The sequence below is a fragment of the Bacillus sp. JNUCC-21 genome (genome assembly GCF_041222765.1).
Taxonomy (GTDB): domain Bacteria; phylum Bacillota; class Bacilli; order Bacillales; family Bacillaceae; genus Bacillus; species Bacillus velezensis.
This window is the reverse complement of sequence record NZ_CP166019.1, coordinates 3,638,736-3,652,755: the sequence shown is the minus strand read 5'-3', so window position 1 is coordinate 3,652,755 and position 14,020 is coordinate 3,638,736. Positions and strand designations below refer to the sequence as shown.

15 protein-coding genes are annotated in these 14,020 nt (G+C 45.4%); 14 read left to right on the top strand and 1 reads right to left on the bottom strand.

Annotation, left to right across the window (positions count from 1 at the left end):
- Position 1: 1 nt before the first annotated feature.
- The 14 genes from fliW (at position 2) to ftsX (ending at position 12,387) form a co-directional block, all read left to right on the top strand.
- Positions 2–433, top strand: coding sequence for a flagellar assembly protein FliW (gene fliW, locus JNUCC21_RS18545; RefSeq protein WP_007407475.1), 432 nt, complete (start codon positions 2–4; stop codon positions 431–433).
- The gene (csrA, locus tag JNUCC21_RS18540; RefSeq protein WP_003151402.1) at positions 427–651 is read left to right on the top strand and encodes a carbon storage regulator CsrA; all 225 of its coding nucleotides are present in this window, start codon (positions 427–429) and stop codon (positions 649–651) included. Before fliW ends, csrA begins: the two co-directional genes overlap by 7 nt.
- Before the next feature lie 143 nt (positions 652–794).
- Positions 795–1,625 (top strand): flagellin Hag, encoded by an 831-nt coding sequence (gene hag / locus JNUCC21_RS18535; protein ID WP_007614094.1) that lies wholly within the window; start codon positions 795–797, stop codon positions 1,623–1,625.
- A 250-nt stretch (positions 1,626–1,875) separates the two neighbouring features.
- The gene (locus tag JNUCC21_RS18530; protein ID WP_150941462.1) at positions 1,876–3,423 is read left to right on the top strand and encodes a flagellar hook-associated protein 2; all 1,548 of its coding nucleotides are present in this window, start codon (positions 1,876–1,878) and stop codon (positions 3,421–3,423) included.
- A gap of 19 nt (positions 3,424–3,442) precedes the next feature.
- On the top strand, positions 3,443–3,844 hold the full coding sequence (gene fliS, locus JNUCC21_RS18525) for a flagellar export chaperone FliS (RefSeq protein WP_003151407.1): 402 nt from the start codon (positions 3,443–3,445) through the stop codon (positions 3,842–3,844).
- Positions 3,844–4,188: a flagella biosynthesis regulatory protein FliT gene (gene fliT, locus JNUCC21_RS18520; protein WP_007407472.1), complete on the top strand. Its 345-nt coding sequence runs from the start codon at positions 3,844–3,846 to the stop codon at positions 4,186–4,188. The genes fliS and fliT overlap by 1 nt, the downstream gene beginning before the upstream one ends.
- A gap of 9 nt (positions 4,189–4,197) precedes the next feature.
- Positions 4,198–4,575, top strand: coding sequence for a hypothetical protein (locus tag JNUCC21_RS18515; protein ID WP_003151412.1), 378 nt, complete (start codon positions 4,198–4,200; stop codon positions 4,573–4,575).
- Between the two features lie 194 nt (positions 4,576–4,769).
- Positions 4,770–5,336: a ribosome hibernation-promoting factor, HPF/YfiA family gene (gene hpf, locus JNUCC21_RS18510; protein WP_003151413.1), complete on the top strand. Its 567-nt coding sequence runs from the start codon at positions 4,770–4,772 to the stop codon at positions 5,334–5,336.
- A gap of 166 nt (positions 5,337–5,502) precedes the next feature.
- The gene (secA, locus tag JNUCC21_RS18505; RefSeq protein WP_007407469.1) at positions 5,503–8,028 is read left to right on the top strand and encodes a preprotein translocase subunit SecA; all 2,526 of its coding nucleotides are present in this window, start codon (positions 5,503–5,505) and stop codon (positions 8,026–8,028) included.
- Between the two features lie 74 nt (positions 8,029–8,102).
- Positions 8,103–9,204 (top strand): peptide chain release factor 2 gene (gene prfB, locus JNUCC21_RS18500; protein ID WP_098081803.1). Its coding sequence is split into 2 segments (ribosomal slippage): positions 8,103–8,174 and positions 8,176–9,204, totalling 1,101 coding nucleotides; the frame shifts between segments, so codons are not numbered across the junction.
- Between the two features lie 169 nt (positions 9,205–9,373).
- A complete protein-coding gene (locus tag JNUCC21_RS18495; RefSeq protein WP_150941461.1) occupies positions 9,374–10,222 on the top strand; it encodes a YitT family protein in 849 nt (282 codons plus the stop codon).
- Positions 10,223–10,257: 35 nt separating this feature from the next.
- Positions 10,258–10,599, top strand: coding sequence for a cytochrome c551 (gene cccB, locus JNUCC21_RS18490; protein WP_003151417.1), 342 nt, complete (start codon positions 10,258–10,260; stop codon positions 10,597–10,599).
- A gap of 218 nt (positions 10,600–10,817) precedes the next feature.
- Complete coding sequence (gene ftsE / locus JNUCC21_RS18485; RefSeq protein ID WP_007407465.1) at positions 10,818–11,504, top strand: cell division ATP-binding protein FtsE; 687 nt, start codon at positions 10,818–10,820, stop codon at positions 11,502–11,504.
- Positions 11,497–12,387, top strand: coding sequence for a permease-like cell division protein FtsX (gene ftsX, locus JNUCC21_RS18480; RefSeq protein WP_007407464.1), 891 nt, complete (start codon positions 11,497–11,499; stop codon positions 12,385–12,387). The genes ftsE and ftsX overlap by 8 nt, the downstream gene beginning before the upstream one ends.
- Positions 12,388–12,433: 46 nt before the next feature.
- On the opposite strand, the gene JNUCC21_RS18475 is transcribed toward ftsX, so the two are convergent.
- On the bottom strand, positions 12,434–13,840 hold the full coding sequence (locus JNUCC21_RS18475; RefSeq protein ID WP_369878393.1) for a right-handed parallel beta-helix repeat-containing protein: 1,407 nt from the start codon (positions 13,838–13,840) through the stop codon (positions 12,434–12,436).
- Between the last annotated feature and the right edge of the window lie 180 nt (positions 13,841–14,020).

Sequence of the window (14,020 nt, the reverse complement as noted above, 5' to 3'; positions counted from 1 at the left end):
CATGATAATTAAAACAAAATATCACGGAGAAATCAGAATAGACGAAGGGCAGATTATCTCATTTGAAAACGGCCTGCCGGGATTTAATGACGAGACTCAATTTGTTGTTCTTCCTTTGTCGGAAGATTCACCGTTTTTGGCGCTGCAGTCTGTCAAACAGGAGCACATCGCCTTTATTGTCGCCAGTCCGTTTATTTTCTTTAAAGGGTACGAATTTGACATTGACCATGCGACGCTTGAACTTTTGCATATTGAAGATATAGAGGACGTCGAAGTGATGGCGATTTTAACGCTGGAAGAGCCTTTTGAAAACACGACCGCCAATTTAAAAGCGCCGATTATCGTCAATAAAAAGGAAATGAAGGCGAAACAAATCATTTTACATGATGCTTCCTATGAAACAAAACATCTGATAGGAGGAGGATCATGCTAGTTCTCTCAAGAAAAGTGAATGAGTCCATTCAGATCGGGCCGGATATTGAAATAAAGGTGATCGCCATCGAAGGAGAACAAGTGAAGCTGGGAATTGAAGCGCCTCAGCACGTAGATATTCACAGGAAAGAAATCTACTTGTCGATCCTGGAAGAGAACAACAGAGCTGTATCTTTTAATACTGATTTATTACTTAACTTATCCTCACAAAAAAAGTGAGGATTTTTTTATTTTCAATATAAACAATAGAAACGGCCATCCGATATATATAGTGTAGCCAATGAGAGGAAAAATTTTCTTCAGAATGACGCTGCGCAAATGCACAAGGACGTGCGAAAAACAATTCAGGGAGGAAATACAAAATGAGAATCAACCACAATATCGCGGCTCTTAACACTAGCCGTCAGCTGAATGCAGGTTCAAACTCTGCTGCAAAAAACATGGAAAAATTATCTTCAGGTCTTCGCATCAACCGCGCTGGTGATGACGCTGCGGGTCTTGCGATCTCTGAAAAAATGCGTTCCCAAATCCGCGGTTTAGACATGGCTTCTAAAAACGCTCAAGACGGAATCTCTCTTATCCAAACGGCTGAGGGTGCATTAAACGAAACTCACAGCATTCTTCAGCGTATGAGCGAGCTTGCTACACAAGCGGCTAACGACACGAACACTACTTCTGACCGTGCTGAGTTACAAAAAGAAATGGATCAGCTTTCTTCTGAAGTAACTAGAATTTCTACAGACACAGAATTCAACACAAAGAAATTACTTGATGGTACAGCAACTGACCTGACTTTCCAAATCGGTGCCAATGAAGGTCAAACTATGAAACTTTCAATTAATAAAATGGATTCTGAAAGTCTTGCTGTTGGGACTGCTACTGCAGGAATTGATATCTCTACTTCCGCAGATGCAGCATCTACTGCTCTTACAACAATCAAAACAGCTATCGACACAGTTTCAAGCGAGCGCGCTAAACTTGGTGCGGTTCAAAACCGTTTAGAGCACACAATCAACAACCTTGGTACTTCTTCTGAGAACCTGACTTCTGCTGAATCACGTATCCGTGACGTAGACATGGCTTCTGAGATGATGGAGTACACGAAAAACAACATCCTTACTCAGGCTTCTCAAGCTATGCTTGCGCAAGCTAACCAACAGCCTCAGCAAGTTCTTCAATTGCTGAAAGGTTAATGACGGAAAGATCCTGGTTCTCCAGGGTCTTTTTTTTATTTCTTCAGCTATCTCCCCCTTCAGCAAGCCAAAGAACCCTATTGACAAAATGAAACATTATATTTTGCAGTTAAATTATTGAAAACCTTTTAATATGACCGATATAAGAATAAGATCATACATTTATGGAGCTGTGATATGATAAACAGTCGGAAACTCACTGTTGTCATAGAGCCGTCTACGACTAAACGCCGAAAAGGAGAGGGTACATATGGTCACAAGAATCACAGGCCTTAATTCCGGTCTTGATGTAGATTCTCTGGTGAAAAAAATGATGGATGCCGAAAAGCAGCCGCTTAATAAATTAAACCAGCAAAAGCAGACGCTTGAATGGAAGCGCGATGCTTATCGGGAAGTGAATACCCAGATTGCCGACATGTATTCTACGACATTTAATAATATGCTGATGTCCACAAACTGGAATAAAAAAACAGTAACAAGTTCGGATTCCAGTGTCAGCGCGGTGGCCGTCAGTGCTGAGCAGAATATTTCAACGAGTATGTCTGTACAGCAGCTGGCCACTTCGACGACATATAAATCATCAGGGACCATCAATTTCACTTCAGGTCAGAGCCAAACATTGAAATTCAATGTCACAAATCCGGGTGAAACGAAGCCGACTGAGGTAAACGTCACGATCGCCGCAACCGATACGATTGACGATGTCATTTCCAAACTGAACAGCTCGGGTCTCGGAGTGACGGCTTTAAAAGAGAAAATTTCCAACGGCACGGATTATGTGGACACGATTGCGTTCACTTCCAATAAAACGGGGGAAGGATTTACCCTTGCCGCAGGTGATGACGCAACCAAAAGCTTTCTGAAAGATCAGCTCGGTTTTGCCGTTGATGATGCAACAAATGAACTGACGGCCAATGCCGAAGGGAAAAACGCGAAGTTTACGTTCAACGGGCTTGAAATGACAAAAACGTCAAATAACTTTACGATCAACGGCATCAAATACACGCTGAACAGCGTGACGGACAGCAATAAAACGGTTACGATTAACAGCACGACTGATACGGACGGCATTTTTGACAACATTAAAGATTTCGTTGATAAATACAATACGTTAATTAAAAGTGCAAACGAGAAGGTAACAGAATCAAAATACCGCGATTATAAGCCGCTAACCGATGAACAAAGAGAAGCGATGACCGATAAGCAGATTGAGCAGTGGGAGGCAAAGGCCAAAAGCGGGTTATTACGGAGCGACAGCACGCTGCAGAACGGTTTGGCTGAAATGCGGCTTGATCTGTACTCAACGGTTACGATTGACGGAAAAAAATATCAGCTTGCCGATTTCGGTATAGAGACGTCTAGTTATGAGGATCAAGGAAAGTTTGGAAAGCTTGTCATTAAAGACGAAGCGAAACTGAAACAGAAAATTACCGAGAACCCCTCTCTCGTGGCTAAGCTGTTTAATGCAGACAGTACAAGTACGATTACAGACAGCTCAACCGGTAAGACTATCAAAAACCCGGAGGAGCAGGGGATTGCCCGGAGATTAAAAGACACATTAAACAAAATGCAGACTCAAATTTCAAAACAGGCGGGTACAGAAAGCTCGGTATCATCCAGCTTTGCCATCGGAAAAAGTTTGAATGAAATAGAAACAAATATTTCCAATATGAAAACGAAGCTGGATGACATCGAATCGAGATATTATAAAAAGTTCAGCGCACTGGATACGGCATTGGAGAAATTGAACAGCCAATCTTCATATCTCACGTCAATGTTAGGATCTTCAACATCATAACCTTGGAGGTTTTATAAAAATGGCAATAAATAATCCTTTTGCTGCTTATCAGCAGACATCCGTCTTTACAGCCGCTCCGGAAGAGCTGACTCTTATGCTTTATAACGGCTGCCTGCGATTCATTAAGCTGGCCAGGCAGGCGATGAAGCAAAACAACCTTGAAGCCAAAAATGAAAATATCGTAAAGGCGCAAAACATCATTCAAGAGCTCAGCATCACGTTAAACCGGGAGATTGAGATTTCTGAACAGATGTCATCCATTTATGATTACATCCGCCGCCGGCTGATCGACGCGAACGTGCAGAATAACGGAGAATTTTTAGATGAAGCGGAAAAACTCGTTACTGAATTTCGCGACACGTGGAAGCAGGCCATGCAGAGTGAACGGAAAAACAGCCATGGCGCGGGCGGCCTTGCCTGATGAACAGCAATGTCTTTTCTTTGTATAACGAAACGAAGAACATGTACGCCGCACTGAAGGACGCCCCGGAAAGCGACGGTCTTATCAGCAGCGTTACGGCATTTACGGAGAAAAGGGAGGAGATGCTTGCGGGCATAAAGCCGCCTTTTTCCGAAGAAGAAAAAACGCTGCTTCAGCAGGTGGCCGCGATGGACCGTCTGATTACCGGCGAAGTGAAACGGATTCAGGATGGTATCCGAAATGAAATAAAAACGCTTAAGAAAAAACGAATCTACCATAATACGTATTTCAATCCGTATCATCAAACGACAAGTGACGGCCGTTATTACGACAAACGCAAATAGGTGAGTGTTTTGAGAAGTTTGAACGATTACCATTTGGTGTCAGCCTATTACCAGCTTCTTTTTACGATTGATGAGGGGCTTTGCTACCTGTTGGACACGCAGGATGATTTTTTTAAGACGGAGGGCGAGCGGATTTACAATGATTTGATTCAGGCTTTTTTTCATCTCGATTCCTCTCATGCGCTTCTGCTGTCTATCATTGAGTGCCGATGCGTGGAGACGGCGATCCGCTCATTTGACGAGATCTTTCAGGATTTCAGCATGTTAAATGATTATGATTTCCCGTCCGCCCCTTTTCAGGAGTTTTTAAAAACCATCTTTCTGCCGCATTATAAGCTATGGATGGAGCAGACGCACGACTGCATCAAACCGTATGTTCTTCACTAGACCTGCTGCAAGCGGCAGGTCTTTTGCCTGCGTCCTCCGCATATACTTATAATCCTGGCGGAAGCTGCCGGATAAAACCGACACCATTCGCCATCGTTCACCGAATTTACACATTATTTTAACGTTTCAGCAGGGATCAGAAGGGGTAAAAGAGAAATAGTTACATATCCTTAGATAAAGGGAGGCGTTCTTTGATGAACTACAATATCAGAGGAGAAAACATTGAGGTTACACCTGCGTTAAAGGATCATGTGGAGAGAAAAATCGGCAAGCTGGAGCGATATTTCGAGCAGAGCGTCAATGCCGATGTGAACGTCAACTTAAAATTCTATAATGATAAGGAATCCAAAGTTGAAGTCACCATTCCGATGACTGATCTGGCGCTTCGTTCTGAAGTGCATAACGAGGATATGTACAATGCAATTGATCTCGCAACAAACAAGCTGGAACGTCAAATCCGAAAGCACAAAACAAAAGTCAACCGAAAATTCCGCGAGCAGGGTCTTCCGAAACATTATTTCGAGAACGGCAGCGCTGCTGATACGGGCGTAGCGGTTCAGGACGAAATTGAAGATGACAGCCCGGAAATTGTCCGTCAAAAGCGTTTTAATTTAAAACCGATGGATAATGAAGAAGCGATTCTCCAAATGAATATGCTCGGACATAATTTCTTCGTATTCACCAACGCGGAGACGAATCTCACAAACGTCGTTTACCGCAGAAATGACGGCAAATACGGATTAATTGAACCGACTGAATAAACCCATCCAGCCTTCCGTGAACGCGCGGAAGGTTTTTCTCTATCTTTATCTGCAAATTCTTTGGAAATGGCAAAAGGTATGTTATGATAATGAGAGGTATACATGGACAGAAAATTATCATTTATTCCATGCAAATTCTGCATGTGAACATAGAGGAGCGTTATAGATGCTTGGGATTTTAAATAAAATGTTTGATCCGACCAAACGTGCGCTGAACAAATACGAAAAAATAGCAAATGACATTGATGCCGTAAGAGGAGATTATGAAAATCTCTCTGACGAGGCGCTTAAACATAAAACGGCAGAATTTAAAGAGCGCCTTGAAAAAGGAGAAACGACGGATGACCTTCTTGTCGAAGCGTTTGCCGTCGTTCGTGAAGCTTCCCGCCGCGTAACCGGCATGTTCCCGTTTAAAGTACAGCTGATGGGGGGCATCGCCCTTCATGAAGGGAACATCTCCGAAATGAAAACAGGGGAAGGGAAAACGCTGACGTCCACGCTTCCCGTGTATTTAAATGCGTTGACGGGAAAAGGCGTTCACGTCGTAACGGTCAACGAATATCTGGCGAGCCGTGATGCCCAGCAAATGGGAGAGATTTTTGCGTTTCTCGGGCTTACAGTCGGCCTGAACCTGAATTCGATGTCAAAAGACGAAAAACGCGAAGCTTACGCAGCCGATATCACGTATTCAACGAACAATGAACTCGGCTTTGATTATTTGCGTGACAACATGGTGCTCTATAAAGAACAGATGGTGCAGCGCCCGCTTCATTTTGCCGTTATTGATGAAGTCGATTCAATTTTAGTCGATGAAGCGAGAACGCCATTGATTATTTCCGGACAAGCTCAGAAGTCCACAAAACTGTACGTGCAGGCAAATGCGTTTGTCCGCACACTCAAGAAAGATCAGGATTATACGTATGACGTCAAAACGAAGGGCGTTCAGCTGACGGAAGAAGGAATGACGAAGGCTGAAAAAACGTTCGGCATCGACAACCTGTTTGATGTCAAAAACGTGGCCTTGAACCACCATATCAACCAGGCTTTAAAAGCCCATGCTGCGATGCAGAAAGACGTGGATTATGTTGTTGAGGACGGCCAGGTCGTCATCGTTGATTCCTTCACCGGCCGTCTGATGAAAGGACGCCGCTACAGCGAAGGTCTTCACCAGGCAATTGAGGCGAAAGAAGGCCTGGAGATTCAAAATGAAAGCATGACATTGGCGACGATTACGTTCCAAAACTATTTCCGTATGTACGAAAAGCTGGCCGGTATGACCGGTACCGCAAAAACGGAAGAGGAAGAATTCCGCAATATTTATAACATGCAGGTTGTATCCATCCCGACCAACCAGCCGGTCATCCGTGACGACCGTCCGGACTTGATCTACCGCTCAATGGAAGGGAAATTCAAGGCGGTGGCGGAGGATGTCGCCCAGCGCTACATGACCGGACAGCCGGTTCTTGTCGGTACGGTTGCCGTTGAAACGTCTGAATTGATTTCTAAACTTCTGAAAAACAAAGGGATTCCGCATCAGGTGCTGAATGCCAAAAACCATGAGCGTGAAGCTCAGATTATTGAAGAAGCGGGACAAAAAGGCGCTGTCACGATTGCGACCAACATGGCGGGACGCGGAACCGACATTAAACTCGGCGAAGGCGTAAAAGAGCTTGGCGGCCTTGCAGTCGTCGGTACGGAACGCCACGAATCCCGCCGGATTGACAATCAGCTCCGCGGACGTTCAGGACGTCAGGGAGACCCGGGCATCACACAATTTTATCTTTCAATGGAAGATGAATTGATGCGCCGTTTCGGAGCTGAACGGACGATGGCGATGCTTGACCGGTTCGGTATGGATGACTCCACGCCGATTCAGAGCAAAATGGTGTCACGCGCCGTGGAATCATCTCAAAAACGTGTCGAAGGAAACAACTTTGATTCACGTAAACAGCTTCTTCAATATGACGACGTGCTCCGTCAGCAGCGCGAAGTCATTTACAAGCAGCGTTTTGAAGTCATTGACTCTGAAAACCTGCGTGACATTGTGGAAGGCATGATCAAGTCTTCTCTGGAGCGTGCGATTGCCGCTTATACGCCGAAAGAGGAGCTTCCGGAAGAATGGAATCTTGACGGCCTCGTGGAGCTGGTGAATTCAACGTATCTTGATGAAGGCGCACTTGAAAAGAGCGATATCTTCGGAAAAGAACCGGATGAAATGCATGAGATGATCATGGACCGCATCATGACAAAATATAATGAAAAAGAAGAGAATTTCGGCACAGAGCAGATGCGTGAATTTGAAAAAGTCATCGTATTGCGTGCCGTTGATTCAAAATGGATGGATCATATTGATGCGATGGATCAGCTGCGTCAAGGGATTCACCTCCGCGCTTATGCGCAGACAAATCCGCTGCGTGAATATCAAATGGAAGGCTTCGCCATGTTTGAGCACATGATTGAGTCCATTGAGGACGAAGTTGCGAAATTCGTCATGAAGGCCGAGATTGAAAGCAATCTGGAACGCGAAGAAGTTGTTCAGGGCCAAACGACGGCTCATCAGCCGCAGGACGGCGATGAGGCCAAACAAGCGAAAAAAGCGCCGGTGCGAAAAGTTGTGGATATCGGACGCAACGCGCCTTGCCATTGCGGCAGCGGAAAAAAATATAAAAATTGCTGCGGCCGGACAGAATAGTCTCGACTGTATGAAGCGAACATGACCGGGTCTGCGTCTTATGGCGCCCCGGATCTTTTAATGAGGTGAATGGAATGGAATTATCAGAAATCAGGGCAGAGCTCGAAAATATGGCTTCTCGTTTAGCGGACTTCAGGGGGTCTCTTTGACCTCGAATCAAAGGAAGCCCGCATTGCAGAATTAGATGAAAAGATGGCGGAACCGGAATTCTGGAATGACCAGCAGAAGGCCCAAACCGTCATCAATGAAGCGAACGGTCTGAAAGAATACGTGAACTCCTATCATCAGCTGAGCGAGTCTCACGAAGAGCTGCAAATGACACATGATCTTTTAAAAGAAGAACCTGACCAGGACCTTCAGCAAGAGCTTGAGAAAGAGCTGAAGTCATTAACGAAGGAATTGAATGAATTTGAGCTTCAGCTGCTGCTCAGTGAACCATACGACAAAAATAACGCGATTTTAGAACTTCATCCGGGGGCCGGCGGTACGGAATCCCAGGACTGGGGTTCCATGCTGCTCAGAATGTATACCCGCTGGGCGGAAAGACGCGGTTTCAAAGTTGAAACGCTTGATTATCTCCCGGGAGATGAAGCAGGAATTAAGTCAGTCACACTGCTTATTAAAGGCCACAATGCATACGGCTACTTAAAAGCGGAAAAAGGCGTACACCGTCTCGTGCGGATTTCTCCATTTGATTCATCAGGACGCCGCCACACGTCATTCGTGTCTTGTGAAGTCATGCCTGAATTCAATGAAGAAATCGACATTGAAATTCGTACCGAAGATATTAAAGTTGATACGTACCGGGCGAGCGGTGCCGGCGGACAGCACGTCAATACGACTGATTCAGCCGTTCGGATCACCCACTTGCCGACAAATGTAGTCGTAACGTGCCAGACGGAACGTTCACAAATCAAAAACCGCGACCGGGCGATGAAAATGCTCAAAGCGAAGCTGTATCAGCGCAGAATTGAAGAACAGCAGGCGGAGCTTGACGAAATCCGCGGCGAACAGAAAGAAATCGGCTGGGGCAGCCAAATCCGCTCGTACGTCTTCCATCCGTACTCCATGGTGAAAGATCACCGCACCAATACGGAAATGGGGAACGTGCAGGCGGTTATGGACGGAGATATCGATATCTTCATTGACGCCTATTTACGTTCTAAACTGTCGTAATCCGGGAACACACCTGCCTTTGGCAAGGTGTGTTTTTTTATCCGTTCTCTTTTTCCATTTTTCACAACAGCGCTTTAGCAAATTAATACGGTATTTGGCTGTTATTTACTTCTAAGCCGGGAAGACTTAAAATGCTATCGAGAGAAAATCGGAGAACGGAGGATTTTGCATGGATGTGAATCACAATAAGCCGCTCCGTCTGATCAAAGATTATATATACATCATGATCGGCGCGGCGATTACGGGGATCGTGTTTAACGTATTTTTGCTGCCGAACCGTATAGCAGCGGGGGGAGTAAGCGGGATCAGCACCATTTTAGAAACGTTTGGTTTTGAACCGGCTTACGTGCAGTGGATTATTAACATCCCTTTGTTTATCGCCGGAGTGATCATTCTCGGCGGGAAGTTCGGAATGAAGACACTGGTCGGTTCCATCGTTCTGCCGCTCGCTGTCTATTTAACAAGAGATCTGCCTGCCGCGACGACCCATGAACTGCTGGCGGCGATTTTCGGAGGCGTCGGGATCGGAACGGGAATCGGCATCGTGTATCTCGGCAAAGGCTCCACGGGGGGAACGGCTCTGGCGGGCCAGATCATTCACAAATACACGGGGCTGTCGCTGGGAACGTGCCTCGCCATCATGGACGGATTAATTGTGCTGAGTGCGATGCTCGTTTTCGGAGTGGAGCAGGGACTGTATGCGATGCTCGGGGTATTTATTTCAAGCAAAACGATTGATGTCGTGCAGGTCGGGTTCAACCGCTCCAAAATGGCTTTAATCATTACGCAGCATGAAGAAGCCGTCAGATCGGCTGTGTTGAAAGAAATCGACAGGGGCGTGACGAAGATTTCCGCAGTCGGCGGGTATACGGAACATGACCGGCCGATCTTAATGTGTGTCGTCGGCCAGACCGAATTCACAAAACTGAAACAAATCGTCAAACAAATTGATGAGTCGGCCTTTGTCATTGTCGCAGACGCAAGCGAGGTGCTCGGCGAGGGTTTCAAACGCGCGTAAACGGGGTTATAATAGCGAAGGGGTGCATCTTACATATGAAATCAAAATGGGCGCTGCTGGCGCTGGTTCTGACCATGTCCGTCCTGCTGGCGGCATGCGGCGGATCCAATGAATCGAAAAAAGAAAGCTCTGACAGCTCAGGCGGATCAAAAGCTTCTGCGTCAGCAGGAGAAGAGCTTTATCAGCAAAGCTGTATCGGCTGTCACGGAAAAGACTTAGAAGGCGGCGGAGGCCCGAATTTACAGGAAGTCGGCGGGAAGTATGATGAAGCTAAAATTGAAAGCATCATTAAAAACGGACGCGGCAATATGCCAAGCCATCTTGTAAATGATGAGGAAGCCGCGAAGATCGCAAAATGGCTGTCACAGAAAAAATAACAGAAAAACCTTGCCTGTTATAGGGGCAAGGTTTTTTCACGGTCTGGGAATGAAAAGAAACTGTAATAGTAATATGTCTAAATTTGACGTATAATGAAGTGTACTGAGGAAAAGGAACTTTCAGATTTTTTATCTGTTTCCTGACGAATCGGCCATAAACCGCTGTACGTTTGCGAACTCTATGGCTGCAAGACATAATTAAAAGATTAGGTGATTTCATGATAGAGATGAAAGAAGTATATAAATCCTATCCGAACGGTGTAAAAGCGATTAACGGGCTGTCAGTCATGATTCATCCCGGAGAATTTGTATATGTCGTAGGACCGAGCGGAGCCGGTAAATCTACTTTTATTAAAATGATTTACAGAGAAGAAAAACCGACAAAAGGGCAAATATTGATTAATCATAAAGATCTCGCGTCTGTAAAAGAAAAAGAGATTCCTTTCGTGCGGCGTAAAATAGGTGTTGTTTTCCAAGACTTCAAACTTCTTCCGAAACTGACGGTATTTGAAAACGTCGCGTTCGCGCTTGAGGTGATCGGAGAGCAGCAGTCAGTCATTAAAAAACGCGTGCTCGAAGTGCTCGATCTTGTGCAGCTGAAGCATAAAGCGCGGCAGTTTCCCGACCAGCTTTCCGGAGGAGAACAGCAGCGTGTTTCCATCGCAAGATCTATCGTCAACAATCCTGACGTCGTGATAGCTGACGAACCGACGGGCAACCTTGATCCGGTAACATCATGGGAAGTCATGAAGACGCTGGAAGAGATTAATAACCGCGGAACGACCGTCGTGATGGCGACACACAATAAAGAAATAGTAAACACCATGAAGAAACGGGTCATCGCGATCGAAGACGGAATTATTGTGCGTGATGAGTCAAGAGGGGAGTATGGTTCTTATGATTAAAATTCTCGGGCGCCATTTGCGTGAGAGTTTTAAATCTCTCGGAAGAAACACATGGATGACATTTGCATCCATCAGCGCCGTTACCGTTACATTGATTTTGGTCGGCGTGTTTTTAGTCATTATGCTGAATTTAAACAACATGGCTAAAAATGCTGAAAAAGAAGTGGAAATTAAAGTATTAATCGATCTGACGTCAAATAAGAAAACGCAGGATACGCTGCAGAATGAGATTAAAGACATCTCGGGAATCCAAAGCGTAGAGTTTTCATCTAAAGATAAAGAGCTTGATCAATTGGTCAAAAGCTTCGGCGACAGCGGAAAGGCCATGAAAATGCAAGATCAGGAAAACCCGCTGAACAACGCGTTTATCGTCAAAACGACAGATCCGCATGATACGCCGAAAGTCGCGAAAAAAATTGAGAAGCTTGATCATGTGTATAAAGTGACATACGGGAAAGAAGAAGTCAGCCGTCTGTTTAAGATCGTCGGGGTGTCACGCAACATCGGGATTGCGTTAATCATCGGCCTTCTGTTCACGGCGATGTTCTTAATTTCAAATACGATTAAAATCACGATTTTCGCCAGAAGAAAAGAGATTGAAATCATGAAGCTTGTCGGCGCGACAAACTGGTTTATCCGCTGGCCGTTCTTCCTGGAAGGGCTGCTGCTGGGGGTATTCGGTTCTATCATACCGATCGCTCTCGTGCTGAGTACGTACCAGTCGATGGTCGCTTGGGTGGCCCCGAAAGTTCAGGGATCATTTGTTTCACTTCTGCCGTACAGTCCGTTTGTGTTTCAAGTATCACTTGTACTCATTCTGATCGGCGCGGTTATCGGAGTATGGGGAAGTCTGACTTCCATCCGGAAATTCCTTCGTGTATAAATACAAAAGCCAGTCTGATATAGACTGGCTTTTTTTAATGGTTTCGTTACTGAATGACGGGCAGGGCCGGTGATCCGGGCTTTAATGTAAAGTCATAAGACGATTCGTCACGGTACATCGGGTCCGCATAAATGGAATCCGAATCGTTTGCCGTTCCTTTTTGGTACGCTGTGAATGAATCATATTCTCTGTTCTTCCAATTCCAAATGCCGTCTTTTCCCGCTTCTTTGTGATAGACGTTATGATTAACGGTATTGCCTTCGTTTTTTGTATAATCATTTGCGATAAAAATCCGTGAACCGCTTGCCGTCATGATGTTTTTTTCGATCGTGTTCCCTTTTGTGCCGTACTGCAGCAGCAGCTGGCCGCCGTCAAGGTCCTTCGTGTCATTTCGATACATAATGTTATGAGCGATCACCGAATTGATGGTGCCGCCGCGTTTCGTGTCATAGCCTCCGATTGAAATACCGGTGTAAGCATTCCCGTACACCTTGTTATCCGTAATCCGGATATCTCGTGCGTATTTCCCTCTATGTTCGGAAGTGGCTTCAATGCCGAGGTCATTGTTGTAAACGGTGTTCTTCTTAATGTCCACATGTTCTGCGCCGTCAACGTAAATACCGCCCGCTGAATATTCATCTCCGTAAGCGGGATTTCCGTAAGAAGAGTTATGGCTCACCGTATTGTTTTCAATGACGCCGTTTCGCGCATAGTCGTTTTGCTTGGACGTTCCTTCGTATCCGATCACGTCAATCCCGATATTGTTATTGTCCCGGATGGTATTGCCGGCAATCTTAAATCCGTCAACATTCCCGTTCAGCACGACCGCTTCGCTTGCGCCGAGCGTCAGTTTTTCAACCGTATTATTTGTGATGCTGATATCCTTCATGGCGTCTGTGCCGTAAAACGCGATGCCGTGTGCATTTCCCTCATCAGCCGTGGTTTTAATGTTTCGGATATGGTTGCCGTCAATGTTGATATGACTGCTTGATCCGGTGACGCAGATCCCCATGGCCGTCGCATCTTCTGATGATACGGAGAGGTTCTCAAGCGTAACGCCGTGAATGGTAATGTACTGTTTATTGCGGATTTGAATTAACGGAGTTTCAGAATCGCTTTTTGGCGCAGATTTGCCGCTGATTGAGACATGCTCATTCTGATAGTTCCGAAATATAATCGGCTTTTCGGCCGTGCCGCTGTGCTTTACTTCAAACGTTTCATCGTACGTCCCTTCCCGAATCAATACGGTTGTTCCGGCCTCTGCCTTTTCAGCCGCATGTTTTAATGTGCGGAACGGCTTTTCTTTCGTTCCTTCATTTTGGTCGCTGCCTGCGGGAGAAACATACAAGGCGTCCGTCTGCGTTTTTTCATTGGCCTCTGTTTTTGGCCAGACAAAGGCGGTAATGCCTGCGGCCAGAATCGCCGCGGATAAAATCGATAATTTTATTTTCATATCGCATTCTCCTGTATATTTAATGAATTGCATACAAAATATTATACGTTACCCATATATATGTAACAATCTCGCGTTTTCATTTTTTTGTTGCCGTTACATGAATTCTTTGCAATTTACACATACTATCTCCAGATTTTCGTAAAAGGACTAAGAGGAGGTAAACGATGAAGCAGAAAA